Genomic DNA, 23,183 nt, shown 5'->3' on the forward strand with positions numbered 1-23,183 from the left:
CCACTAATCCACCACCGAAGCGGCTTCATCGTTCGACTTGCATGTGTTAAGCACGCCGCCAGCGTTCGTCCTGAGCCAGGATCAAACTCTCCGTGAATGCATCACAAAACGCGACCACTCACGCGAGTATCCTCGCAGAATGAATCACAAAAAAACTGGCATTGACAACTATCAAGCACGCTGTTGAGTTCTCAAGAAACGGACACTTCCTTCACGACCCTCTCAGGCCGCTCCGGGCGTTTCCTTGTGATCACCATGCTAGCCGATTTCCTCTCCGGAACCTAATCCGGCTTTCCTTACTCTGCTTTGCGGCGCACCGAAAGCAGCCTCGGATGAGGAGGAAGGGGCTTTGAATGGCTGGCCACCCCTTCAGCACCTCCCACTGTCGTTCGACGATGTCGATCAGCCACAGTCATGGAGCGTGCCGCTTGAGGCGACTCGACCAACGCTACGACTCTGCCACCTGCGCGTCAAGTTTGCTGGTCAGGGCCCTGCCGGCGCGCGGACGGTGCGCCCGGTACGGGCTGACGGTGGGGTCGCCGTCGACCCAGAACCGCCACGGTGCGATCGCGCCCTCGCCGGACACCCCGGTCCGCGGACCGTTCCGTACCACGCTCCGCGGCGGAGGTGACCCGCGCAGCACCCGCAGGGTGGCGCCGCCCGTCCCGTCCTCCCCGCACAGGTCCGTGCCGTCCAGTGTGCGGTCGACGCCGAGAGCCGTCGCCAGGCGGGCGGGGCCTCTGGCCAGTTCGGCGTCCCGGCGTGCCGAGGCGCGACGCCGTCGGGCGGGGCCAAGGCCCGAGAGTACCTCCCCGGCGCGCAGCAGCACTCCTCTCGCCTGGCCCACGGGGCCGCAGACGAGGTTCAGACAGTGCCACATGCCGTAGGTGAAGTAGACGTAGGCGTGGCCGGGCGGGCCGAACATGGTGGCGTTGCGCTGTGTGCGGCCGCGGTACGCGTGCGAGGCGGGATCGAGCTCGCCCGCGTACGCCTCCACCTCCGTCAGGCGCAGCATGAGCTCGCCCTCGGCGTCCGTCCGCACGAGGATCCGGCCGAGGAGGTCGGGGGCCACCTCCAGGACGGGGCGGTCGAAGAAGTCACGTGTCAACGGCTCGTCCATGGCACCAGACCCTACGTCCGACCGCCGACAGCGGCGGCGCGCGCCGTCGGGGCGCGCTGGCTAGGCTGCCCGGCAGTGATCAGCAGTGATCGACTCGACGAGGAGGATCCGACATGGCCGAGCAGCGACGCCGTCCACTCCCCCACGACTTCCACCCGCCGGTGGCGTCCTTCACGGTCGTCAGCGACGACGTGCGCGACGGGGAGCCGCTGGGGCAGGAGCAGGTCTACTCGGGAGGCAACAGCTCCCCGCACCTGCGGTGGAGCGGGTTCCCCGAGGGGACGAGGAGCTTCGCGGTCACCTGCTACGACCCCGACGCCCCCACCGGCAGCGGGTTCTGGCACTGGGTGCTCTTCGACATCCCCGTGTCCGTCACGGAGCTCCCCGCCGGTGCCGGCACCGGGGCCATGGACGGGCTGCCCGCGGGCGCGGTCCACGTCCGCAACGACTACGGCACGAAGGACTTCGGCGGGGCCGCGCCGCCGCCCGGCGACGGACCTCACCGGTACGTCTTCACCGTCTACGCGGTGGACCAGGAACGGCTCGGGGTCGACGAGGGTGCCACGCCCGCGGTGGTCGGGTTCAACCTGCGCTTCCACGCCATCGGCCGCGCACAGCTGATCGGGGAGTACGAGAACCCGGCCGCCGGCTGAGGCGGCGTGGGCGGCGTCCCGTCCACCACCCGTCCGTCACCGAGCGTTCCCGTGAAATTGCGTTGTCCGCCCGCGGGGCCGGCGGCACAGTGGTTCCACAGCCCGCCGCGGGGGCGGGGACGTTCCGGTGGAAGTCCTGGGAGGTGGGCGGGATGCGCCAGGCCCTGGTGCTCAACGCGAGCTACGAACCGCTGTCGACCGTGCCGTTGCGGCGGGCGGTGGTCCTCGTCATCCAGCACAAGGCGGTCGTGGAGCACGCGCACCCCGGGCTGCGGGTGCGGGCCGCCGCCGTCGACCTGCCGGTGCCGCAGGTGATACGGCTGCGGCGCTTCGTGAGGGTTCCGTTCCGACAACGGGCGCCGTGGTCACGGCGGGGTGTGCTCGTGCGTGACGGCCACCGCTGCGCCTACTGCGGCCGGCGGGCGACGACCGTCGACCACGTGCTGCCGCGCTCCCAGGGGGGCGGGGACAGCTGGCTGAACACGGTCGCCGCCTGTGCGGAGGACAACAACCGCAAGGCGAACCGGACCCCCTCGCAGGCGGGGATGCGGCTGCTGGTGAAGCCGTTCGAGCCGACGCCGGCCGACGCCTTGCTGCTGGCCCTGGGCACGGCCGAGGCCCGACTGGAGCTGCCGGACTGGCTGCGGCCCTCCGCCACGGCTGCTGCCTCCTGAGGTGACGGCGGCCGGGAGACGCACGCACGCGCCCCGTCATCGAAGGATGACGGGGCGCGTCGGCTGCTGGCCGTCGGCCGTCGCGGGCCGGGCCTCGTGACTACTCGATGCGGGGCTGCTGGCGCACCACCGGGGGCTTGTCAAGCGACGGCGTGCCCTCGCCCGAGCCCGAGGCCGCCTCGCCGGCTCCGCCGCCTCCGCCCCCGTTGGCCTGCGTGATCTTGCTGATGTTGCCGCCGAGGCCCTTGAGGGCGTCGCCGATCTCGCTCGGCACGATCCAGAGCTTGTTGGAGCTGCCCTCGGCGATCTTCGGCAGCATCTGGACGTACTGGTAGGAGAGGAGCTTCTGGTCGGCGTCGCCCGCGTGGATCGCCTCGAAGACGGTGCGGATGGCCTGCGCCTCACCCTCGGCCCGCAGCGCGGAGGCGCGGGCGTCACCCTCGGCCCGCAGGATCTCGGCCTGCTTGGCGCCCTCGGCCTGGAGGATCTCGGACTGCCGGATGCCCTCGGCCTGGAGGATGGCGGCGCGCTTGTCGCGGTCGGCGCGCATCTGCTTCTCCATCGAGTCCTGGATGGAGGTCGGCGGCTCGATCGCCTTGAGCTCGACGCGGTTGACGCGGATGCCCCACTTGCCGGTGGCCTCGTCCAGTACGCCGCGCAGCGCCGCGTTGATCTCCTCCCGGGAGGTGAGGGTGCGCTCCAGGTCCATGCCGCCGATGATGTTCCGGAGCGTGGTGACCGTGAGCTGCTCGATCGCCTGGATGAAGTTGGAGACCTCGTAGGTGGCCGCGCGGGCGTCCGTCACCTGGTAGTAGATGACGGTGTCGATGTTGACCACCAGGTTGTCCTGGGTGATCACCGGCTGCGGTGGGAACGGCACGACCTGCTCGCGCAGGTCGATGCGGTTGCGGATGCGGTCGATGAACGGGACGACGATGTTGAGGCCGGCGTTCAGGGTGCGGGTGTAGCGGCCGAAGCGCTCCACGATTGCGGCGCTCGCCTGCTGGATCACCTGGATCGTCTGGACCAGGGCGATGACCACCAGCACCACCAGGATCACCAGCACGATGATGATGGCGTCCATCGTGTACTTCCCCTTGCGGCTAGGTGAGTTGGATCGGTTGTCGAATGAGGGGACATCACATCACGACAGCGGTGGCCCCGTCGATCTCGACGACGCTGACCTGACTGCCGGGCTCGAAGGTGTCGTCCTCACTCAGTGACCGCGCCGACCAGGTCTCGCCGGCGAGCTTGATGCGGCCGCTGCTGCCGTCGACCCGCTCCAGCACGACCGCGGTCCTGCCCCGGAGCGCGTCCACTCCCGAGGCGATCCCGGGAGCGCCCGCTCTGGCGCGACGCGCCACGGGCCGGACGGCGAGGATGAGGGCCGTGGAGACGATGGCGAAGACGACGACCTGGACGACGAGGCTGTCGGTCAGGGCGGCGGTCAGCGCGGCGGCCACGGCGCCGATCGCGAGCATGCCGAGCTCCGGCATGGCGGTCAGGACGAGAACGATCGCGAATGCGCCTGCGGCGATGAGCCACCCCACCCAGAAGTCCACGAACCCATGGTAACGCCGCGTGTTCGTCACGAACAGGGGATGAGGGCACGGGCTCAGCCCAGGGGCAGGCCCTGGGCCGTCCAGCGGTCGCCCTGGCGCTCCACCACCAGGGGCAGGCCGAAGCAGTGCGAGAGGTTGGCGGAGGTGAGCGTCGTGTCGAGCGGACCGGCCGCCAGCACCCTGCCGCGGTTGATGAGCAGCACGTGGGTGAAGCCGGGGGCGATCTCCTCGACGTGGTGGGTGACCATCACCATCGCCGGGGCGTACGGGTCGCGGGCGAGCCGGCCGAGTCGGCGCACCAGGTCCTCGCGTCCTCCGAGGTCGAGACCGGCGGCGGGCTCGTCGAGGAGCAGCAGCTCCGGGTCAGCCATCAGGGCGCGGGCGATCTGGGTGCGCTTGCGCTCGCCCTCCGAGAGGGTGCCGAACTTCCGCTCCAGGAAGGCGCTCATGCCGAGCCGGTCGAGGAACGCGAGGGCGCGGCGCTCGTCGACCTCGTCGTACGCCTCCTGCCAGCCGGCGGTCATGCCGTAGGCGGCGGTGAGGACGGTCTGGAGCACGGTCTGGCGGCGCGGCAGCTTCTCCGCCAGGGCGCTGGAGGCCATGCCGATGCGCGGGCGGAGCTCGAAGACGTCGACGCTCCCGAGCTTCTCCCCGAGGATCTGTGCGGTGCCCGAGGTGGGGAAGAGATAGCTGGAGGCGATGTTCAGCAGGGTGGTCTTGCCCGCGCCGTTGGGTCCGAGGATGATCCACCGCTCGCCCTCGGAGACCGACCAGGAGACCTCTTCCACCAGAGCCCTGCCGTCGCGGACCACGGAAACGTCCACCAGCTCCAGTACATCGCTCATGCGCGCGGTCTCCCCTTGCTGTCGCCTCTTGCGGGGCCGTCTTCACGTGCCTGCACAAAACCTACGCCACGCCCCGGCCGGGTTGGTCGTCAGGAGGGCGGTTGTGCGCACTTCCCTAAGGTAGAGGTCATGTTCGACGAACCTCGCGCGGGGCGGCTGGCGGCCTGGGGGAATGCCCTCTTCGCCGGAGAAGTCTCGCCGGATGACGCGGTGTCGCACGTGGTGGGCCCCGACGCGGTCCACCGGGTGACGCAGTTGCCCGACGAGCCGGGGCCCGTGGGGCTGACCCTGGCGTTGGGAAGGCTCCGCGCGCTCGGTGTGGTGGGGCTGCGGATCGCGCTGCCGGCACCGGGGCACCCGCTCGGGCTGAGCGGGCCCCCGGAGTTCAACCTCGCGGCCCTGGCGGCCGGGGAGGCGGTGTTGGCCTGGGGGCCGGCGTCGGGTCCCGGTCAGGGGCCGCGCCTCGGACTGGTGCCCGAGGTGAACGAGAAGGGCCCGGCGGGTGACGTGCTGACCGAGGTGGTCTGGCGGTGTCTGCCGGTGCGTCAGGCGCCGCCCGCGGACGTGCCCTCGCTCGGCGAGGCGGAACGGGAGCTGGCGCAGGTGCTGCGGGAGACGACGCGGGCACTGACCGCGCTCGATCTCGCGGGGGCGGGTCCGGCGGCTCGGGCCGGCCTGGAGGCGTACCGGGCGCGGTCGGCGCCGCGGCGGCTGCTGGCCCCGGGGTATCCGCCGCGGGCGGTCCGGGTGCTGGAGTTGGCGCAGCGGGTGGGCGCGCTGGTGGAGATCGCCGGCGAGGCGGCCGAGCACGGCGCCGCGGTGAGCGCGGCGCAGATCGCGGAGCGGGACCGGCTGCTGCGCCCGGTGGAGCGCGCCGCGCGGCGGGCGCGGGTGGCGGCGTACAACGCGTACGCCGAGGAGATGGAGCGCCGCTCGGAGAGCTAGGAGGGCCGGAACGGTCGGGGGCCGTGGCCGGCCGGGCGCGGGAGATGGCCCGGCCCCCGGGCGGTGGAGGCTCCGGGGGCCGGGGTGGTCGCCGGAGCGACCACGCGGGGGCGCCACACCGTGGCGCGCCGGGGTCGGCGGCTCAGCCGTTGACTCCGGTGTTGCCGAAGACCGGGTTGAGGATGCCGACGACGTTGACGCTGTTGCCCGTCAGGTTGATCGGAATGCTCACCGGGATCTGGACGATGTTGCCCGAGAGCACGCCTGGCGACTTGACGGCCTTCGCCTGAGCGCCGGCACCCGAGTGTGCGGAGGCGGCGCCGGCCGACGCCCCGAGGGCGACGCCGGCGGCCGCCAGCACGACGGCGGCCTTCGTGGCATTGTTCATGGTTGCGATCCTCCTGGATGGGTTACGGCCGTAGGACCCCTGGTCAGGGGGCCACGCCCTGCACAACGCGCGGCCCCGACCGACGGCACGGGAGCCTCCGGCGTTACCCACCATTCGGCGCAACGACGCCCGCCGTTGTGGTGCGGACTCAGTTGTTGACGCTGGTGTTGCCGAAGGCCGGGTTCAGGACACCCACCACGTTGACGCTGTTGCCGTTGACGTTGACCGGGAGGTGGACCGGCGCCTGCACGACGTTGCCGGAGCCGACGCCCGGGGAGTGGAGGGCCTGGCCGGGGGCGGTGGCGTGGGCTGCGGCCACACCGGCGCCGGCGACGACGATCCCGCCGGTCATGAGGGTGATCGCGGCGGCCTTCTTGAGGTTGTTCACTTCGGTGACCTTCCTGTTGGTTCGCATCATGTCGCGACGTCCGTCGCGGCACGCCCTACAGAACGGTTCATCGAGGCGGGGGTTGCGCCAGTCGGGCGACATACACCCGACAGTATGAATCCGCTATCGCACCTGTGTTCGGCTCGGCGGGTGAGGAGGCCGCGCGTTCAGTCGGTGACGCCGTGTCGGACGGCCCAGAGCGCGGCCTGGGTGCGGTCGGAGAGGTCCAGCTTCATCAGGATGTTCGACACGTGGGTCTTGACGGTCTTCTCCGAGAGCACCAGGGTGCGGGCGATCTCGCGGTTGGACCGACCACGGGCGATCAGAGCCAGCACCTCCCGCTCCCGCTCGGTCAGGGAGCCGGCGCGGCCGCCGCCCGTCGCCTCCTCGGCGAGCAGTGCCCCGGCCACCTCGGGCTGGAGCAACACGTGGCCGGCGTGGACCGAACGGATGGCGCTGGCCAGGGCCTCCGGGTCCACGTCCTTGTGGACGTATCCGGCGGCCCCGGCGCGCAGCGCGGGGACCACGGTGCGGCGCTCGGTGAAGCTGGTGACGATGAGGACCCGGGCGGGGTTGTCGAGCTCCCGCAGCCGGCGCAGCGCCTCGACGCCGTCGGTGCCCGGCATCTTGACGTCCATCAGGATCACGTCGGGCCGCAGCTCCTCCGCGCGGTCCACGCCCTCGCCGCCGTCGGCGGCCTCGCCCACGACCTCGATGTCGCCCTGGACCTCGAGAAAGGTACGCAGGCCACGGCGGACCACCTGGTGGTCGTCGACGAGCAGCACGCGGATGACCTCAGCCACCGGGGACCTCCATCTCGATCACGGTGCCCTTGCCGGGCGCCGACTCCACGGTCAGGGTGCCGCCGACCGCGGCGGCGCGGTCGCGCATCGACACCAGCCCCAGGCGGCGACCGGCGCGGCGGACCGCCTCGGGGTCGAAGCCGACGCCGTCGTCGGCCACCCGCAGCAGGGTGCCCGCGCCGCGACGGTCCAGGCGGACGTCGACGCGGGTGGCCTCGGCGTGGCGCAGGGCGTTGTGCAGCGCCTCCTGGGCGACGCGCAGCAGGGCCGCCTCCTGGGCCGCGGGCAGGGCCCGCACGCCCTGGCTGGTGAAGCTGACGGTGGCGGGGTGAGCGCGGTCGAGGACCTGGGTCTGGGCGCTGAGGGTCGCCACCAGGCCGTCCTCGTCGAGGGCGGCGGGGCGCAGCTCGATGACGGCGGCGCGCAGCTCGTCGGCCGCCTCGGCGGCGAGTGTGGCGACCTGGGCGAGCTCCTGGCGCGCGCGGACGGGGTCACGGTCGAGGAGGGTGGCGGCGGCGCGGGCCGTCAGGCGGAGGGAGAAGAGCTTCTGGGCGACGGCGTCGTGGAGCTCGTGGGCGAGCCGGGCGCGCTCCTCGGCGATGGTCAGCTCGCGGCTGCGCTCGTAGAGGCGCGCGTTGGTCAGGGCGATCGCGGCGTGCTGGGCGAGGAGCCGCAGCAGCTCCTCGTCCTCAGCGGTGAAGGCGCAGCTCTCGCGGCGGCGCTGTCCCGGCAGGCAGCGCTTGTTGGCCAGGAAGAGGGCGCCGAGGACCTCCTCGCCGTCGGCGATGGGCATGCCGAGGAAGTCGGTCAGTTCGGGGTGGGCGCCCGGCCAGCCGACGAAGTGGGGGTGGTGGCGCACGTCGGCCAGGCGCACGGGGGTGGCGTCGTGGAGCATCGCGGCGAGCACGCCGTGTTGCCGGGGCAGGGGGCCGATGGCCTGCCACTGGCGGTCGCTGACGCCGTCGACGATGAACTGGGCGAAGCCGCCCTGTCCGTCGGGCACGCCGAGGGCGGCGTAGCGGGCGTCCAGCAGCTCGCGGGCGGAGCTGACGATCGTCTGGAGCACGTCGCGCACCTCGAGGGTGCGGTTCATGGCGAGCAGGGCGGCGCTGACCGCGGCGAACCCGGTGCGTGGGGCCATGGCAGCACCGTAACGCGGCGAGGGGTCGCGCCGGATCCGACCGGCGGCCGTGGTGGGCGTGGCCCGGGGTCGTAGGGCTCGGGACGGAGGGGCCGGGGCCGCCCGCCTCCGGCGTGGCGGGCGGGCCGCGGCGGCGACGTCACGCAGGGGCCTCCCGCCACGTGGCGGGAGGCCCCTGGCGGTGGTCCGCGCTCAGGCGCGCATGACCTCGGGCTCGTGGCGGCGCAGGAACTTCATCACCAGGAAGCCACAGATCACGGCGATCACGCCGAGCATCGCGACGTCCAGCAGCCAGTACCCGGCCTCGTGCTTCCAGATCGGGTCGGGGTCGGAGTCGGGCGAGGCCGCGAGGGTGTTGAGGTCGGTGGTCGTGCCGACGCCCGCCAGCGCCCAGCGCGAGGGCATCAGCCAGGCGACCTGCTCCACGCCGAGCGTGCCGTGGACGGCGAAGAGCGCGCCGGTGAAGACGAGCTGCACCACGGAGATCATGACCAGCAGCGGCATGGTCATCTCGGAGGTGCGCACCAGGGAGGAGATGAGGAGGCCGATCATCATCGAGGTGCAGCCCAGCGCCATGATGACGAGGGTCATCTCCATGTACGGGGCGTCGGAGATGATGACGCCCTCGACGGGCGCCTCGCGGGGCAGGAAGCCGATCATGCACAGCACGGCCGCCTGGAAGACCGTGACGATGCCGAGGACGAAGACCTTCGACATCAGGTACGCCGAGCGGGAGAGGCCGACCGCGCGTTCTCGCTCGTAGATCACGCGTTCCTTGATCAGCTCTCTGACCGCGTTGGCGGCGCCGGTGAAGCACATGCCGACGACGACGACGAGCAGGATGATGCTGGCGTCCCCGTTGCGGAAGCCACGCTCCGCGTCGCCGTAGCTCAGGCCGAAGTCGGACGGGATGATGGCGCTGACCAGGCCGAGGACGACGGGAAGCGCCACGGTCAGGCCGAGGAAGCCCTTGTCGGCCAGGATCACGGCGGCGTAGCGCTTCATCAGCGTCAACACCTGGGAGCCCCAGCTCTGCGGCTTGTGCTGCATCGCGGCCATGGCCATGGGCTGGACGTGGGCGGCCTGCGCCTGCGGCTGTACGGCGTCGATGTCGGCGGCGTACATCTGGTAGTGCTGGGAGCTGCGCCAGCGGCCCATCCAGTCGTGGTCGCGGTAGTTCTCGAAGGCCGAGAAGACGTCCGCCCAGCCGTCGTAGCCGAAGAAGTTCAGCGCCTCGTCGGGCGGGCCGAAGTACGCCACGCCGCCGCCCGGTGCCATCACGAGGACGCGGTCACACAGCGAGAGCTCGGCCACGGAGTGGGTGACGACGAGCACGGTGCGGCCGTCGTTGGCGAGGGCCCGCAGCAGCTGCATGACGTCGCGGTCCATGCCCGGGTCGAGGCCGGAGGTGGGCTCGTCGAGGAAGATCAGTGAGGGCTTGGTCAGCAGCTCCAGCGCGACGGAGACACGCTTGCGCTGGCCTCCGGAGAGGGAGGAGATGCGCTTGGTGGCGTGCGGGCTGAGCTTGAGCTCGGCGAGCACCTCCTCGACGCGGTTGTTGCGCTCGGCCTCGCCGACGTCACCGGGGAAGCGCAGCTGGGCGGCCAGCCGCAGCGCCTGCCGCACGGGCAGCGCGGTGTGCAGGATGTCGTCCTGCGGCACCAGGCCGATGCGGTGGCGCAGCTCCGCGAAGTGGGTGTAGAGGTTGCGGTGGTCGTAGAGCACCTCGCCGTAGGTGGCCGGGCGGTAGCCGGTGAGGGCGCGCAGCAGCGTGGACTTGCCGGAGCCCGAGGGGCCGATCACGCCGATCAGCGACTTCTCCGGCACGCCGAAGGAGACGTCGTTGAGGATCGTCAGCTGCCCGTCGTTGACCTGGACGGTGAGGTGGCGGGCGGAGAAGGTGACGGCGCCGGTGTCGATGTCCTCCTGGAGCCGGTTGCCCACCAGCCGGAAGGTGGAGTGACCGATACCGACGGTCTCGTTCTGGCCGAGGAAGCGGCGACCGTTCTTCGGCAGCTGCTGACCGTTGACGTACGTGCCGTTGTGGCTGCCGAGGTCGTGGATCTCGAAGCGGCCGTCGGCGTGGGCCAGGAACTCGGCGTGGAAGCGGGAGACCTGGAGGTCGGAGACGACCAGCTCGTTCTCCAGGGCACGGCCGATGCGGGTGACCTGGCCGACCGTGAAGTTGTGGAACGTGGTCGGCGCGCGCTCGCCGCCCTGTCCGCCGCCCGGCGGTTGCCCCTGCGGGGGCCCCTGGGGCGGATAGCCGTAGCCCGCCTGCTGCGGGGGCACCTGGTGCGGAGGCATCCCGGCGTGCGGTGCGGCCATCGCGGCGGCCGGGGGCTGCATCGGCGCGTGCATCGGGGGCTGCTGGTGGGGAGCGTGCAGGGGCTGCTGCTGGTGCGGCGGTGCCTGCATGCCGTGGGCCGGCGCCTGCGGGGGCTGCTGGGCGGGCTGCGCGCTCGGCGCGGGAGCGTGTCCCCCCTGCTGGTGCGCCTGCGAAGGGGCGGCGTGGGCGCCGGCGGAGAAGGTCAGGCGTGGACCGTCCGTGGCGTTGCCCAGGTGGACGACGGCGCCGGGCGCCAGCGGCAGCTGCTGGATGCGCTGGCCCTGCGCGTAGGTCCCGTTGGTGCTGCCGTGGTCCTCCACGATCCAGCTCTGTCCCCCCCACCGTATGGTGGCGTGACGCCACGAGACGCGGGCGTCGTTGAGCACGAGATCCCCATGGGGGTCTCTGCCCACGTTATAGGACCGTGTCGGATCCAAAGTCCATGTGCGTCCGTCAAGTTCCAGAACGAGCTCAGGCACTCTCTGCCCCACAAAGCAAGGTTGTCCCCCGATGAGAGCCCCCGGCAGGAGGTCTCGGGATGGTCGAACATCGTGGGGGCACTATTCCAGGCTCCTGCCGTATCCGTGAACCCGCCCCCCACGAAGTCACCGTTCTGGTGCGGAGCGTCAGCAGCATCGTGACGTTCATCTCTTTGCCGTGTCCACGTGCCGGTCAGGACGACGAACGGTCCGCCGACACGGCTACGGTGGGGGCATCATGACGCCGGACGCCCCCACCCTGCTGGTGAAGATCTTCGGGAGAGACAAGCCCGGTCTGACCGCGGGGCTCTTCCACGAACTGGCCGCCTTCGGGGTGGACGTCATCGACATCGAGCAGGTCGTCACCCGGGGCCGCATCACGCTGTGCGCGCTGGTCACGACGCCGCCCCGCTCCGGCGGGGCCACGGAGGGCGAGCTGCGGGCGACGCTCCACGCCTGGGCCGAGGCGTCCGGGCTCCAGGCCGAGATCATCTCCGGCACCGGCGACAACCCCTCGCGCGGCGCGGGGCGCTCCCACGTCACGGTGCTGGGCAACCCGCTGACGGCCGAGACCACGGCGGCGATCGCCGGCCGAATCGCCGCCACCGGCGGGAACATCGACCGGATCTACCGCCTGGCGAAGTATCCGGTCACCGCCGTCGAGTTCGACGTCTCGGGCGTGGCGCCCGAGCGGCTGCGCACCGAGCTGGCCACCGAGGCCGCGGCCCGGGCCGTCGACGTGGCCGTGGTCGCCTCCGGGCTGCAGCGGCGCGCGCCGCGGCTGGTCGTGATGGACGTGGACTCCACCCTCATCCAGGACGAGGTGATCGAGCTCTTCGCGGGCCACGCGGGCTGCGAGGCCGAGGTCGCGAAGATCACCGACGCGGCGATGCGGGGCGAGCTCGACTTCACCGAGTCCCTCCACGCCCGGGTGGCGCTGCTGGCCGGGCTCGACGCCTCCGTCGTCGACGCGGTGCGCTCGCAGGTGCGGCTGACGCCGGGGGCACGGACCCTGATCCGCACGCTCAAGCGGCTGGGCTGCCAGGTGGGCGTGGTCTCGGGCGGCTTCACCCAGGTCACGGACGCGCTCCGGGAGCACCTGGGGCTCGACTTCGCCGCGGCCAACACGCTGGAGGTGGTCGACGGCCGCCTCACGGGCCGGGTGACCGGGGAGATCGTGGACCGGGCGGGCAAGGCGCGGCTGCTGCGCCGTTTCGCCGAGGAGGCGGGGGTGCCGCTCTCCCGCACCGTCGCCATCGGCGACGGTGCCAACGACCTCGACATGCTTAACGCCGCCGGCCTCGGGGTCGCCTTCAACGCCAAGCCGCTGGTGGCGCGGGCCGCGCACACCGCCGTGACGGTGCCGTTCCTCGACGCGGTGCTGTACCTGCTGGGGATCACCCGGGAAGAGGTGGAGGCGGCGGACGCCCAGGCGCCGTCGTGACGCGCCACCGTGGGGCGCCGCCGCCTCGCAGTGTCAGGTGCCGGGTGCCGCGCACCGGCGACGGACGGGTCAGTCGTGCGGGGACCAGTACGCGACGAGGCGGGCCACGCCGTGTTCCACGGACTTCCAGTCGCCCGTCAGGCTGAGCACCGCCATCCCCGAGGTGGCGAAGCCGGCACGGTTCATCCGCTCGCGGGCGTCGCCCTCGGCCTCGCCGCTCAGGGCGTCGGCGAGGGCGTGGACGCCGGGGTTGTGGCCCACCAGCATCAGGTCCCTGACGGCGTCGTCCACGCCGTTGACCAGGGCGATCAGCTCGCCGAGCGAGGCCTCGTAGAGGCGCTCCTCGTAGACGGTCTTCGGGCGTCGGGGCAGCTCGGGGGCGGTCAGCTTCCAGGTCTCGCGGCAGCGAGTGGCGGTGGAGCAGAGAGTCAGTTCTGGGGTCACGCCGGCGCCGGCCAGCCAGCGTCCGGCCAGGGGGGCGTCCTTGCGGCCGCGCTCGGCGAGGGGCCTGTCGTGGTCGGAGACCTGGGGCCAGTCGGCCTTGGCGTGTCGGAGGAGAACGATCCTGCGGGGAACATCGACGCTCATGTGCCCAGCTTCGCACGAAACGTGCTGGTGGTCGCGGGGTGTTGGGGATCTTCCCGCCCCCGCGTGAACCGTGCCCGGCGCGGCCGCGTCACGACGGCCAGACCTGCCGGACCGTCTCGACCAGCTGCGGCAGGGGCCGCTGCTCCACGACGGCGCCGGCGGCGGGGTCGGGGCTCGTGAGCAGCAGCGTGAGCAGGGCCGAGAAGACCGCCGCGGGCAGGAGGACGGCCCACCAGCTCAGCCGTGTCTGGGTCATCGTGCTTCCTCCGTCCCGCGCCTGTCCGACGCTGGACAGAACGCTACGGACGGCCGCGCGGGAGGCCCATCCGGTGAGCCACCCAGTCCTCCCTGAACCTACCCCCCTAGGGGATGGTGGGGCTGGCACCACCCCCGCCGTCGGGCCGGGGCCGGCGTCGGGGAGCTGACGCTAGGGTGAGGCGACCACGGCGACGACCGCGATCACCAGGCCGATCGTCAGCATGGCGCCCAGGATCATCAGCAGGGTCCGCTGGCCACCGGTGGGATGAGGGTCGAGAGCGGGCATGGGCCCAGTCTCGCACGGCGCCGTTCCCCGGGAACGCTCCGCCCCGGTACGGTCGTCCCTCGTCACGGGACGGCGCACACCACGGCGGACACCGCGGTGTGCGCCGAAGCCCGCGAACCGACCCGCAGATCCGTCGACGAAGTGCAGGAGTCATGTCGCTGACCGCGCCCCGCCGCTCCGCCCTCGCCGACCAGGTGATCGGGCAGCTCCGCGCCCAGATCACCTCCGGCGAGTGGCCGGTCGGCTCCCGCATCCCCACCGAGCCGGAGCTGGTCGCGCGGCTCGGCGTCGCCAGGAACACCGTGCGGGAGGCCGTGCGGGCCCTGGCGCACAACGGGCTCCTGGACATCCGGCAGGGGTCGGGAACCTACGTGGCCGCCACCAGCGAGCTGGCCGGCGTGATGCACCGCCGGTTCGCCGACGCGGCGCCGGACGACGTCGCCGAACTGCGCAGCACGCTGGAGGCCACGGCGGCGCGGCTGGCCGCGCGGCGGCGCACCCCGCGTGACCTCCAGCAGCTGGAGGCGCTGCTCGGGCGGCGGGAGGCGGCCTGGTCCTCGGGCGACGTCGAGCGCTTCGTGACGGCGGACGCGGCCTTCCACCTGGCCGTGGTCCGCGCCTCGCACAACGAGGTGCTGGCCGCCGTGTACGCCGACCTGGGGACGGTGGTGCGCGCCCTGCTCCGCCACGACGTGGGCGAGGAGCTGCTGCCGCAGCACCACGTCGACCACGCCCGTCTGGTCGCCGCGATCCGTGCGGCGAACGAGCGCACCGCCGAGGCGGAGGCCGCGGCCCACGCGATGGTCTGCCGGGGCGCCGCGGCCGCGCGTCGCTGACGCGCGGCCGGTCGGGCGAGCCGGGGCGCCGACGGCGACGCGACGGCGGGGGCGGTGGGGTCTCAGGCCCCCATCATGTGGACGCCGCCGTCCACGTGGACGATCTCGCCCGTGGTCTTCGGGAACCAGTCGGACAGCAGGGCCACCACGCCGCGCGCGGCGGGCTCGGGGTCGGTGAGCTCCCAGCCGATCGGCGCGCGGGTGTTCCACACGTCCGCCAGCTCCTCGAAGCCGGGGATCGACTTGGCCGCCATCGACTTGATCGGGCCGGCCGAGACGAGGTTGCAGCGGATGTTCCGGCCGCCGAGGTCACGGGCGAGGTACCGGTTGGTCGCCTCCAGCGCGGCCTTGGCCACGCCCATCCAGTCGTACTTGGGCCACGCGAGCTGCGCGTCGAAGTCCAGGCCGACCACGGAGCCGCCGCGCCGCTCCAGCAGCGGCAGCAGGGCCATGGTGAGGGACTTCAGGGAGTAGGCGGAGACCTCCACGGCCGTGGCGACGGAGTCCCAGCCGGTGTTCAGGAAGTTGCCGCCGAGCGCGTCCTGGGGGGCGAAGGCGATGGAGTGCACCACGCCGTCGAGGTTCGCGTCCTCGCCGAGGTGCTCGCCGACGCGGGCCGCGAGCCCGTCGAGGTGCTCGGCGTTCTGCACGTCGAGCTCGATCACCGGCGCCGGCTTCGGCAGCCGTCGGGAGATCCGCTCCACGAGGCTCAGCCGGCCGAAGCCCGTGAGCACCACCTCGGCGCCCTCGTCCTGGGCGAGCCGGGCGACGTGGAAGGCGATGGACGCGTCGGTGAGCACCCCGGTGACCAGGATGCGCTTGCCCGCGAGAAGTCCGCTCATGTCGTTGGTTCCGTGCCCCTTCAGTGCCTTCAGTGGCCCATGCTCATGCCGCCGTCAACCGGGATGACGGCTCCGGTGATGTACGCCCCGCCCTCGGAGGTGAGGAAGCCGACCGTGGCGGCGATCTCCTCGGGCGCCGCGTACCGGGCCAGCGGCACCTGGGCGAGGATCTCCGCCCGACGCTCCTCGGGCAGCGCCCGGGTCATGTCGGTGTCGACGAGGCCGGGAGCGACGACGTTGCACGTGATGGCGCGCGAGGCGAACTCGCGGGCGACGGAGCGGGCGAATCCGACGAGGGCGGCCTTGGAGGCCGCGTAGTTGGTCTGGCCGGCCGAGCCCATCAGGCCCACGACGGAGGAGATCAGCACGATCCGCCCCGACCGGGCGCGCAGCATGCCGCGGGCGGCGCGCTTGACGACGCGGAAGGTGCCGGTGAGGTTGGTCTGGAGCACCTCCGCCCAGTCCTCCTCCGACATCCGCAGCAGCAACTGGTCCCGGGTGATGCCCGCGTTGGCGACGAGGACCTCGACCTTGCCGTGGGCGTCCTCGATCTCCTTGTACGCCTGCTCCACCTGCTCGGGCTCGGTGATGTCGCACCTCACGGCCAGGCAGCCGCGGTCGGTGAGCTCCTGCGGGGGCTGACCGGAGCGGTAGGTGACGGCGACCTTGTCGCCGCCGTCGGCGAAGGTCCGGGCGATGGCCAGGCCGATGCCGCGGTTGCCTCCCGTCACGAGAACCGAGCGGCTCAAGGGACCACCTCACTCTGTGGAGTCGTGCTCGGGCGTTACGGACACACGGTAGTCCCCCGGGTGGGGTGGCCGGGGATCGGGTGCGCGACAGGGGCGCCCCTCCCGTGCTGTGGGGTTCCCACAGTGCCGAGGGCTCCACGCGAGTCGCTTGATAAATCCTTGGGCTGACCGTGGAGGTGGGGGCATGATCGGCGGGAGGCGTCGCGGGTGTCGGCCCACCGTCGTCGGCCCGAGCGCCCCGGCCCACCCAGACGGGAACGGACAGGAGACACCGTGCCACCCACCGCGCCGAGTTCCACCCCCCAGGCCGTCGACGAATCGTTTCTCGCGCTGCCGCTGCGCCTGCTGGCCGAGGCGGCCCTCTCCCGGGCGACGGCCCTGGGGGCCGACCACGCGGACTTCCGGTTCGAGCGCGTCCGCAGCGCCAACTGGCTGCTGCGTGACGCCCGCCCCGCCGGCGCCCAGGACACGACCGACACCGGGTACGGCGTCCGCGTCGTGCACGGCGGCAGCTGGGGGTTCGCCGCCGGCGTCGAGATGACCCCCGAGGCCGCCGCGGCCGTCGCCGAGCAGGCGGTGGCGATGGCGAGGCTGTCGGCCACGGTGATCGCCGCCGCCGGCTCCAGCGAGCGGGTGGAGCTCGCGCCCGAGCCGTCCTACGGCGAGCAGACGTGGGTCTCGTCCTACGAGGTCAACCCGTTCTCCGTCTCCGAGGCGGAGAAGACCGCGCTGATGGCGGACTTCAGCCGGCGGCTGCTGGCCTCCCCGGCCGTGACGCACGTGGACGCGCGGCTGTGGGCGGTGCAGGAGAACAAGTTCTACGCCGACACCGCGGGCACGGTCACCACCCAGCAGCGCGTCCGGCTGCTGCCCGAGCTGACCGCGACGGCCGTGGACGGCGACAGCGGCATGTTCGACACCATGCGCACCCTGGCGCCGCCGGTGGGCCGTGGCTGGGAGTACATGACGGGCACCGGCTGGGACTGGGACGCGGAGCTGGCGGAGCTGCCCGAGCTGCTGGCGGAGAAGATGGCCGCCCCCTCGGTCGAGCCGGGCCGGTACGACCTGGTCATCGACCCCTCCAACCTCTTCCTCACCATCCACGAGTCGATCGGGCACGCGACCGAGCTGGACCGGGCGCTGGGCTACGAGGCGGCCTACGCGGGCACCTCGTTCGCGACCTTCGACCAGCTCGGCACGTTGCGCTACGGCTCGGAGGTCATGAACGTCACGGGGGACAGGACCGCCGAGCACGGCCTGGCCACCATCGGGTACGACGACGAGGGGGTGCGCACCCAGACCTGGGACCTGGTGAGGGACGGCGTCCTCGTCGGGTACCAGACGGACCGCCGCATCGCCGCGTTGCAGGGCTTCGCCCGCTCCAACGGCTGCGCCTTCGCCGACTCCTCGGCGCACGTGCCCTTGCAGCGCATGGCGAACGTCTCCCTCCAGCCGGCGCCGGACGGGCCCGACACCGCCGGGCTCATCTCCCGGGTGGAACGCGGGGTGTACGTCGTCGGCGACGGCTCCTGGTCGATCGACATGCAGCGGTACAACTTCCAGTTCACCGGTCAGCGCTTCTACCGGATCGAGAACGGCCGACTCGCCGGCCAGCTGCGGGACGTCGCCTACCAGGCCACCACCACCGACTTCTGGGGGGCGATGGAGGCCGTGGGCGGGCCGCAGACCTACGTGCTGGGGGGCTCGTTCATGTGCGGCAAGGCCCAGCCGGGACAGGTCGCCGCCGTCTCCCACGGCTGCCCCTCCGCCCTCTTCCGTTCCATCAACGTCCTCAACACCACCGAGGAGTCCGGCCGATGACCGCGAGCCAGAACGCCATCGCACCCCACGAGACCGTCGAGCGCGCCCTGGAGCTGTCCCGTGCGGAGGGCACCGTCGTCATCGCCGACGAGGTCTCGACCGCCAACCTGCGCTTCGCCGCCAACGGCCTGACCACCAACGGCGTGACGCGCGGCCGCAGCCTGACGGTGATCGCTACCGTGGACGGCGGACAGGGCGCGGCGGTCGGCGTCGTGTCGCGCGGCGCGGTGACGCGCGAGGAGATCGAGCCGCTGGTGCGGGCGGCCGAGGAGGCGGCCCGCACCTCGCCCTCGGCGGAGGACGCGCGGCCGCTGGTCGAGGACGTGCCGGCCAGCGCGGACTTCACCGAGGCCCCCGCGGAGACCGACTCGTCCGTCTTCGCCGCGTTCGCGCCGGCGCTCGGCGAGACCTTCGCCCGCGCCGCCGCCTCGGGCCGGGAGCTGTTCGGCTTCGCCAGCCACGAGGTGACCTCGACCTACCTCGGCACCTCCACGGGGCTGCGGCTGCGCCACGACCAGCCGACCGGCAGCCTGGAGATCAACGCCAAGTCCCCCGACCGGCAGCGTTCGTCGTTCGTGACGGTGCCGACGGACGACTTCCGCGACGTGGACGTGGCCGCGCTCGACGACGCGCTCGCCACCCGGCTGGCCTGGGCGGAGCGCCGTGTGGAGCTGCCCGCGGGACGGTACGAGACGCTGCTGCCGCCGACCTCCGTGGCCGACCTGTTGATCTACGCCTACTGGATGTCGGACGCCCGCAACGCGCACGAGGGCAGGAACGTCTTCAGCAGGCCGGGCGGCGGCACCCGCGTCGGGGAGCGGCTGTCGCGGCTGCCGCTCACCCTCGCCAGCGATCCCGCGGCGCCCGGCGTGACGGCCGCCCCGTTCGCCGTGGTGCACGCCACGACCGACGCGTTCGCCCCGGGCGTCTCCGTCTTCGACAACGGGCTTCCGCTGGAGCGGACGGAGTGGATCAGCGAGGGTGTGCTGCGGCAGCTGCCGACGAACCGGTACACCGCCGGCCTCACGGGGCTGCCGGTGGCGCCGTTCGCCGGCAACCTGCTGCTGGAGGGTGGCGGCACCCGGTCGATGGAGGAGCTCGTCGCCGACACCGAACGGGGTCTGCTGATCACCACCCTGTGGTACATCCGCGAGGTCGACCCCAAGACGCTGCTGCTGACCGGCCTGACGCGGGACGGCGTCTACCTGGTGGAGGGCGGCGAGGTCGTCGGCGTGGTGAACAACTTCCGCTTCAACGAGTCGCCGATCGACCTCCTGGGCCGCGCCACCGAGGCGGGCCGCACCGAGCGGTGCCGCTCCCGCGAGTGGGGCGAGTACTTCCCCCGGACGGCGATGCCCGCGCTGCGGATCCCCGAGTTCAACATGAGCTCGGTCAGCCCCGGCGTGTGAGGCGACGCCGGTCGGGGCCCGGAGCGGGCGACCGTAGGATGGGCGCGGACCGACCGACCGGCCGGTCACCCGCCCGCCGCGGCCCGCCCCACGACCACCGCGACCCCGGCCGGCGGCGCCGTGCCACCGGACGACACCACCGACACCGACCACCGACACCGTCAGGAGCCGACACGTGACACGCCTCGGCGACTCCGTGCAGCGCGCCAGCGCGCTGCTGGGACAGGACCTCTCCGCCGACTCCACCGTGCGGCGGCTGCTGGAGGAGACCGGCTCCCGGCGGTCGATGGAGCTGACGGACCTCTCGGCGAAGGAGCAGGCGGAGCTGATCGCGTCCCGCGCGGTGGACGTGCTGCCGTCGGTGACGGCGCTGGCGGAGCGGATCGAGGCGGCGCGGGCCGGCGGGCGCGGGCTGCACGTGAAGCTCGGCATCGACCCGACCGCGGTCGACGTGCACCTCGGGCACGCCGTGCCGATCATCGCGCTCAGCCGCTTCCAGCGGATGGGGCACGACGTCACGCTGATCATCGGCGACATCACGGCGAAGATCGGTGACCCCTCGGGGCGCTCCACGGAGCGTCCGCCGCTGACGGACGAGGACATCGCGCGCAACCTCGCGGGCTACCGCGACCAGGTCCGCCCGTTCTTCGACTTCGAGCACGTCCGCTTCCGGCACAACAGCGAGTGGCTGGGCGCCGTCGCCCTGCCGCGGCTGATCGGCATCCTGGCGCAGGTGCCGGCCTCGGCGCTGCTGCAGCGGGAGGACTTCCGGACCCGGCTGGAGGGCGGGCACGGCCTGACGATGTCGGAGCTGATCTACCCGGTGGCGATGGCGATCGACTCCGCGGAGATCGACGCCGACGTCGAGCTCGGCGGCGTGGACCAGCTGCTGAACATGCAGATGGGCCGCCGGGTGATGGAGATCTACGGGCTCGCGCCGCAGCTGGTCGTCACGATGCCGCTGATCGAGGGCACCGACGGCTCGGGCGCGAAGATGTCGAAGTCCAAGGGCAACTACATCGCCCTGAACGCGCCGGCCGAGGACGTCTTCGGCAAGGTCATGTCGGTGCCCGACCGGCTGATGGAGCCGTACCTGCGGGCCTGGACGGAGTGGACCGACGGCGAGATCGGGCTGGTCGCGGGCCGCGTCGCGGACGGGTCGCTCCACCCCATGGACCTCAAGCGGGTCCTGGCCGGCGAGGTGGTCGGCGCGCTGTACGGGGTCGACGCGGCGATGGCGGCGCGGGAGGGCTTCGCGGCGCAGTTCTCGCGGCAGCGCTTCAGCGAGGTGGCGGAGCTGCCGGAGGTCGACCTCGCCGCGCACGGCGGAGAGGGGGTCGCGGCCGTGCTGACCCGGGTGCTCCGGTTCACGCCGAGCGCCTCGGCCGCGCGGCGGCTGGCCAAGCAGAACGGTCTGCGGCTGGTGCTGGAGCCGGCAGGGGGCGGTGAGCAGCGGACCGCCGTGCTGTCGGAGGAGGCGGCGCTGCGCCCGCTGGCCGAGGTGGTGGCCGAGCAGCTGGCCGACGCCCCCGAGGGCACCGGCGTCTACCTGAAGGCCGGCCGCCGGCTGGCGCTGGTGCGGGGCGCCGCGCCACCCGCACCCACGGCCTGACCGTGCCGGCGCGCGGCGTACCGTGGGAGGCGACGGGGCCCGTGGGTGGGAGAGGACGGTGAGCGGCGTGCGCGGTCTTCGCTGGCGGCGCGGTGGGGCGGCCGAGCCGGTGTACCGGATCACGGGCGCGCGGCAGAGCCTCGACGACGACGTGCGCGGGCGGCAGCGCCGGTACGTGATCTCGATGCTGGTGCGCACCGTGGCGGTCCTGCTGACGATCCTGCTGTGGAACGTGAGCCTGCCGCTGGCGGTGGTCATGCTGGCGCTCGGTCTGGTGTTGCCGTACGTGGCGGTCGTGGTCGCGAACGCGGGCCGGGAGAACGTGCCGACGCTGCCGTCCGCCTACGTCACCGACACCTCGCGGCGGGCCCTGCCGCCGAGCCGCGACGAGACGGGGCGTGACACGATGTCGGACGGTCACAACCGGAGCTGATCGTTCCGGTCTCCAAGCTCAAGAAATCCTCAGATGTTCTTCCCCATCCGGTGCCGCAAGCGGTACGTCGCATGTCATACTTCAAGAGCGCTCCGTATCCCCCGTCGGAGCGACGGACCGACGCCGGGCGGCTCCCCCCGTGGCCGCCCGGCGTCGCCATGTTTTTCTCGTGAGGGGTCTTGAGGATGTTGCACGGGTTCGGTGACGGCCACGAGCGGCTGGTCTGCTCGGCGAAGGGCTGTCGTGAGGACGCCGCGTGGGTGTTGTCGTGGAACAACCCCAAGCTGCACACCCCCGAGCGGCGCAAGACCTGGCTCGCGTGTGACGAGCACCGCGAGCACCTGTCGGGCTTCCTCGGGGTGCGCGGCTTCCTCAGGGAGGTGGTCCCGCTGGCGGAGTGGCGCCTGCGGGAGACCACAGCGGGCGAGGGCGGGCCGGGCTCAGCCTCCGATCGCTGACATGGGGCGCTGTGGCTGGACGAAGGAGGGATCGTCCAGCCCCGACCCCGGCTTCTTCCCCCACATCGCCGCCCGCCAGAGCTCCGCCAGCTCGGCGTCGTCGGCGCCGCCGCGCAGCGCCTCCCGCAGGTCCGACTCCTCCCGTGCGAACAGGCAGCTGCGGACCTGGCCGTCGGCGGTCAGGCGGGTGCGGTCGCAGGCGCGGCAGAACGGCCGGGTGACGGAGGCGATGACCCCGACGCGGTGCGGCCCACCGTCCACGATCCACCGCTCGGCGGGCGCGGAGCCGCGGTCCGACTCCCCCTCGGGGGTGAGCGTGAAGCGGGTGCGCAGCGAGCGGAGGATGTCCCCGGCGGTCACCATGCGCTCCCGCTGCCAGCCGTGCTGCGCGTCGAGCGGCATCTGCTCGATGAACCGCAGCTCGTACCCCTGGGCCATGGCCCAGGCGAGCAGCTCGGGCGCCTCCTCCTCGTTGACCCCGGGGAGGAGCACCGCGTTGATCTTCACGGGGGTGAGGCCGGCGGCCCTGGCGGCGGCCAAGCCGCGCAGCACGTCACCGTGGCGGCGGCGTCGCGTGATGCGGTGGAACGTCTCGGGGTCGACGGTGTCCAGCGAGACGTTCACCCGGTCCAGGCCGGCGGCGCGCAGCGGGGCGGCCAGCCGCTCCAGGCCGATGCCGTTCGTCGTCAGGGACAGGCGCGGGCGGGGGGCGAGCGCGGCGCAGCGCTCGACGATGCCGGCGAGCCCGGGGCGCAGCAGCGGCTCGCCTCCGGTGAACCTGACCTCGGTGACGCCGAGCCGCGTGACGGCGACGCGCACCAGGCGCACGACCTCGTCGTCGGTGAGGAGCTCGGGCTTGGCCAGCCAGCTCAGCCCCTCCTCGGGCATGCAGTACGTACAGCGCAGGTTGCACCGGTCGGTGAGGGAGACGCGCAGGTCGGTCGCGATCCGTCCGTAGGTGTCGAGCAGCATCCGGGAACCTCCGACGCCCGTCGGGTGCCTGCCGTGTGGTGGCTGCTTCGCAGCGTACGGCACCCCACTGACATCCCGCCGAGGGGGGACGAACGGGACGTCCCGGAAGGGCTGCTGGTCAGGCGTCAACTCCGGGGTGTGCGGCGGG

General features: G+C 72.5%; 25 protein-coding genes and 1 rRNA gene. 10 read left to right on the forward strand and 16 right to left on the reverse strand.

The genetic code is table 11. From position 1 onward, the window contains the following. Positions 1 to 97 (reverse strand): 16S ribosomal RNA (locus tag ACTWP5_RS22945); the annotation flags it as partial. A gap of 351 nt (positions 98 to 448) precedes the next feature. After that, entirely contained in the window at positions 449 to 1,120 is a 672-nt protein-coding gene (locus ACTWP5_RS22950; RefSeq protein WP_443222960.1) for a DNA-3-methyladenine glycosylase, read from the reverse strand. A gap of 113 nt (positions 1,121 to 1,233) precedes the next feature. On the opposite strand from ACTWP5_RS22950, the gene ACTWP5_RS22955 reads away from it, so the two are divergent. After that, the gene (locus tag ACTWP5_RS22955) at positions 1,234 to 1,773 is read left to right on the forward strand and encodes a YbhB/YbcL family Raf kinase inhibitor-like protein (protein WP_443222961.1); all 540 of its coding nucleotides are present in this window, start codon (positions 1,234 to 1,236) and stop codon (positions 1,771 to 1,773) included. A gap of 152 nt (positions 1,774 to 1,925) precedes the next feature. Beyond that, positions 1,926 to 2,447, forward strand: a complete 522-nt coding sequence (locus ACTWP5_RS22960; protein ID WP_443222962.1) for an HNH endonuclease — start codon at positions 1,926 to 1,928, stop codon at positions 2,445 to 2,447. Positions 2,448 to 2,547: 100 nt separating this feature from the next. Here ACTWP5_RS22960 and ACTWP5_RS22965 read toward each other — a convergent pair whose 3' ends face one another. From ACTWP5_RS22965 to ACTWP5_RS22975, 3 genes are read right to left on the reverse strand one after another with little or no spacing between them, the layout of a single operon-like run. Next, a complete protein-coding gene (locus ACTWP5_RS22965) occupies positions 2,548 to 3,531 on the reverse strand; it encodes an SPFH domain-containing protein (RefSeq protein WP_443222963.1) in 984 nt (327 codons plus the stop codon). A gap of 55 nt (positions 3,532 to 3,586) precedes the next feature. Then, a complete protein-coding gene (locus ACTWP5_RS22970; protein ID WP_443222964.1) occupies positions 3,587 to 4,009 on the reverse strand; it encodes an NfeD family protein in 423 nt (140 codons plus the stop codon). A 53-nt stretch (positions 4,010 to 4,062) separates the two neighbouring features. After that, positions 4,063 to 4,854, reverse strand: coding sequence for an ABC transporter ATP-binding protein (locus ACTWP5_RS22975; protein WP_443222965.1), 792 nt, complete (start codon positions 4,852 to 4,854; stop codon positions 4,063 to 4,065). A gap of 129 nt (positions 4,855 to 4,983) precedes the next feature. Here ACTWP5_RS22975 and ACTWP5_RS22980 point away from each other — a divergent pair, with 129 nt between their 5' ends. Further along, entirely contained in the window at positions 4,984 to 5,799 is an 816-nt protein-coding gene (locus tag ACTWP5_RS22980; protein WP_443222966.1) for a hypothetical protein, read from the forward strand. 142 nt (positions 5,800 to 5,941) lie between these two features. Here the strand turns inward: ACTWP5_RS22980 and ACTWP5_RS22985 are convergent, their stop codons facing one another. From ACTWP5_RS22985 to ACTWP5_RS23005, 5 genes are all read right to left on the reverse strand, one after another. Further along, entirely contained in the window at positions 5,942 to 6,187 is a 246-nt protein-coding gene (locus ACTWP5_RS22985; protein WP_443222967.1) for a chaplin, read from the reverse strand. 148 nt (positions 6,188 to 6,335) lie between these two features. Then, complete coding sequence (locus ACTWP5_RS22990; protein WP_443223046.1) at positions 6,336 to 6,575, reverse strand: chaplin; 240 nt, start codon at positions 6,573 to 6,575, stop codon at positions 6,336 to 6,338. 167 nt (positions 6,576 to 6,742) lie between these two features. Further along, on the reverse strand, positions 6,743 to 7,378 hold the full coding sequence (locus ACTWP5_RS22995) for a response regulator (protein WP_443222968.1): 636 nt from the start codon (positions 7,376 to 7,378) through the stop codon (positions 6,743 to 6,745). Continuing rightward, positions 7,371 to 8,519, reverse strand: a complete 1,149-nt coding sequence (locus ACTWP5_RS23000; RefSeq protein WP_443222969.1) for a GAF domain-containing sensor histidine kinase — start codon at positions 8,517 to 8,519, stop codon at positions 7,371 to 7,373. Before ACTWP5_RS23000 ends, ACTWP5_RS22995 begins: the two co-directional genes overlap by 8 nt. 192 nt (positions 8,520 to 8,711) lie before the next feature. Next, complete coding sequence (locus ACTWP5_RS23005) at positions 8,712 to 11,327, reverse strand: FHA domain-containing protein (protein ID WP_443222970.1); 2,616 nt, start codon at positions 11,325 to 11,327, stop codon at positions 8,712 to 8,714. 238 nt (positions 11,328 to 11,565) lie between these two features. On the opposite strand from ACTWP5_RS23005, the gene serB reads away from it, so the two are divergent. Next, on the forward strand, positions 11,566 to 12,771 hold the full coding sequence (gene serB, locus ACTWP5_RS23010; protein WP_443222971.1) for a phosphoserine phosphatase SerB: 1,206 nt from the start codon (positions 11,566 to 11,568) through the stop codon (positions 12,769 to 12,771). 69 nt (positions 12,772 to 12,840) lie between these two features. Here the strand turns inward: serB and ACTWP5_RS23015 are convergent, their stop codons facing one another. From ACTWP5_RS23015 to ACTWP5_RS23025, 3 genes are all read right to left on the reverse strand, one after another. After that, on the reverse strand, positions 12,841 to 13,359 hold the full coding sequence (locus ACTWP5_RS23015; protein ID WP_443222972.1) for a SixA phosphatase family protein: 519 nt from the start codon (positions 13,357 to 13,359) through the stop codon (positions 12,841 to 12,843). Between the two features lie 88 nt (positions 13,360 to 13,447). Continuing rightward, positions 13,448 to 13,615, reverse strand: coding sequence for a hypothetical protein (locus ACTWP5_RS23020; RefSeq protein WP_443222973.1), 168 nt, complete (start codon positions 13,613 to 13,615; stop codon positions 13,448 to 13,450). A 171-nt stretch (positions 13,616 to 13,786) separates the two neighbouring features. Beyond that, entirely contained in the window at positions 13,787 to 13,903 is a 117-nt protein-coding gene (locus ACTWP5_RS23025; protein WP_443222974.1) for an SGM_5486 family transporter-associated protein, read from the reverse strand. Between the two features lie 152 nt (positions 13,904 to 14,055). Between ACTWP5_RS23025 and ACTWP5_RS23030 the strand changes: the two genes are divergently transcribed. Further along, entirely contained in the window at positions 14,056 to 14,739 is a 684-nt protein-coding gene (locus tag ACTWP5_RS23030) for a FadR/GntR family transcriptional regulator (protein WP_443222975.1), read from the forward strand. Between the two features lie 62 nt (positions 14,740 to 14,801). On the opposite strand, the gene fabI is transcribed toward ACTWP5_RS23030, so the two are convergent. After that, on the reverse strand, positions 14,802 to 15,581 hold the full coding sequence (fabI, locus tag ACTWP5_RS23035) for an enoyl-ACP reductase FabI (protein WP_443222976.1): 780 nt from the start codon (positions 15,579 to 15,581) through the stop codon (positions 14,802 to 14,804). A 29-nt stretch (positions 15,582 to 15,610) separates the two neighbouring features. Continuing rightward, on the reverse strand, positions 15,611 to 16,330 hold the full coding sequence (gene fabG, locus ACTWP5_RS23040) for a 3-oxoacyl-[acyl-carrier-protein] reductase (RefSeq protein ID WP_443222977.1): 720 nt from the start codon (positions 16,328 to 16,330) through the stop codon (positions 15,611 to 15,613). 273 nt (positions 16,331 to 16,603) lie between these two features. On the opposite strand from fabG, the gene ACTWP5_RS23045 reads away from it, so the two are divergent. From ACTWP5_RS23045 to ACTWP5_RS23065, 5 genes are all read left to right on the forward strand, one after another. After that, positions 16,604 to 18,151, forward strand: coding sequence for a TldD/PmbA family protein (locus ACTWP5_RS23045; RefSeq protein ID WP_443222978.1), 1,548 nt, complete (start codon positions 16,604 to 16,606; stop codon positions 18,149 to 18,151). Then, positions 18,148 to 19,560 carry a metallopeptidase TldD-related protein gene (locus ACTWP5_RS23050; protein WP_443222979.1) on the forward strand — a complete coding sequence of 471 codons (1,413 nt, stop codon included), beginning with the start codon at positions 18,148 to 18,150 and terminating at the stop codon, positions 19,558 to 19,560. The genes ACTWP5_RS23045 and ACTWP5_RS23050 overlap by 4 nt, the downstream gene beginning before the upstream one ends. Before the next feature lie 175 nt (positions 19,561 to 19,735). Beyond that, on the forward strand, positions 19,736 to 21,172 hold the full coding sequence (tyrS, locus tag ACTWP5_RS23055; RefSeq protein WP_443222980.1) for a tyrosine--tRNA ligase: 1,437 nt from the start codon (positions 19,736 to 19,738) through the stop codon (positions 21,170 to 21,172). A 67-nt stretch (positions 21,173 to 21,239) separates the two neighbouring features. Continuing rightward, positions 21,240 to 21,605 (forward strand): DUF3099 domain-containing protein, encoded by a 366-nt coding sequence (locus ACTWP5_RS23060; protein ID WP_443222981.1) that lies wholly within the window; start codon positions 21,240 to 21,242, stop codon positions 21,603 to 21,605. A 185-nt stretch (positions 21,606 to 21,790) separates the two neighbouring features. Continuing rightward, entirely contained in the window at positions 21,791 to 22,063 is a 273-nt protein-coding gene (locus tag ACTWP5_RS23065; RefSeq protein WP_443222982.1) for a hypothetical protein, read from the forward strand. Here the strand turns inward: ACTWP5_RS23065 and moaA are convergent. After that, on the reverse strand, positions 22,046 to 23,035 hold the full coding sequence (gene moaA, locus ACTWP5_RS23070; RefSeq protein ID WP_443222983.1) for a GTP 3',8-cyclase MoaA: 990 nt from the start codon (positions 23,033 to 23,035) through the stop codon (positions 22,046 to 22,048). The genes ACTWP5_RS23065 and moaA overlap by 18 nt on opposite strands. Between the last annotated feature and the right edge of the window lie 148 nt (positions 23,036 to 23,183).

Source organism: Streptomyces sp. 4N509B (assembly GCF_052245655.1).
Taxonomy (GTDB): Bacteria; Actinomycetota; Actinomycetes; order Streptomycetales; family Streptomycetaceae; genus Streptomyces.

Bases quoted from the DNA above. Each gene is read 5' to 3' on its own strand.
- ACTWP5_RS23020 (WP_443222973.1), bottom strand. From the start codon at position 13,615: ATGACCCAGACACGGCTGAGCTGGTGGGCCGTCCTCCTGCCCGCGGCG.
- ACTWP5_RS22985 (WP_443222967.1), bottom strand. From the start codon at position 6,187: ATGAACAATGCCACGAAGGCCGCCGTCGTGCTGGCGGCCGCCGGCGTC.
- ACTWP5_RS22955 (WP_443222961.1), top strand. From the start codon at position 1,234: ATGGCCGAGCAGCGACGCCGTCCACTCCCCCACGACTTCCACCCGCCG.
- ACTWP5_RS23015 (WP_443222972.1), bottom strand. From the start codon at position 13,359: ATGAGCGTCGATGTTCCCCGCAGGATCGTTCTCCTCCGACACGCCAAG.
- ACTWP5_RS22950 (WP_443222960.1), bottom strand. From the start codon at position 1,120: ATGGACGAGCCGTTGACACGTGACTTCTTCGACCGCCCCGTCCTGGAG.
- ACTWP5_RS22965 (WP_443222963.1), bottom strand. From the start codon at position 3,531: ATGGACGCCATCATCATCGTGCTGGTGATCCTGGTGGTGCTGGTGGTC.
- ACTWP5_RS23000 (WP_443222969.1), bottom strand. From the start codon at position 8,519: ATGGCCCCACGCACCGGGTTCGCCGCGGTCAGCGCCGCCCTGCTCGCC.
- ACTWP5_RS22960 (WP_443222962.1), top strand. From the start codon at position 1,926: ATGCGCCAGGCCCTGGTGCTCAACGCGAGCTACGAACCGCTGTCGACC.
- ACTWP5_RS23030 (WP_443222975.1), top strand. From the start codon at position 14,056: ATGTCGCTGACCGCGCCCCGCCGCTCCGCCCTCGCCGACCAGGTGATC.
- ACTWP5_RS22980 (WP_443222966.1), top strand. From the start codon at position 4,984: ATGTTCGACGAACCTCGCGCGGGGCGGCTGGCGGCCTGGGGGAATGCC.
- ACTWP5_RS23025 (WP_443222974.1), bottom strand. From the start codon at position 13,903: ATGCCCGCTCTCGACCCTCATCCCACCGGTGGCCAGCGGACCCTGCTG.
- ACTWP5_RS23065 (WP_443222982.1), top strand. From the start codon at position 21,791: ATGTTGCACGGGTTCGGTGACGGCCACGAGCGGCTGGTCTGCTCGGCG.
- moaA (WP_443222983.1), bottom strand. From the start codon at position 23,035: ATGCTGCTCGACACCTACGGACGGATCGCGACCGACCTGCGCGTCTCC.
- serB (WP_443222971.1), top strand. From the start codon at position 11,566: ATGACGCCGGACGCCCCCACCCTGCTGGTGAAGATCTTCGGGAGAGAC.
- ACTWP5_RS22975 (WP_443222965.1), bottom strand. From the start codon at position 4,854: ATGAGCGATGTACTGGAGCTGGTGGACGTTTCCGTGGTCCGCGACGGC.
- fabI (WP_443222976.1), bottom strand. From the start codon at position 15,581: ATGAGCGGACTTCTCGCGGGCAAGCGCATCCTGGTCACCGGGGTGCTC.
- ACTWP5_RS23050 (WP_443222979.1), top strand. From the start codon at position 18,148: ATGACCGCGAGCCAGAACGCCATCGCACCCCACGAGACCGTCGAGCGC.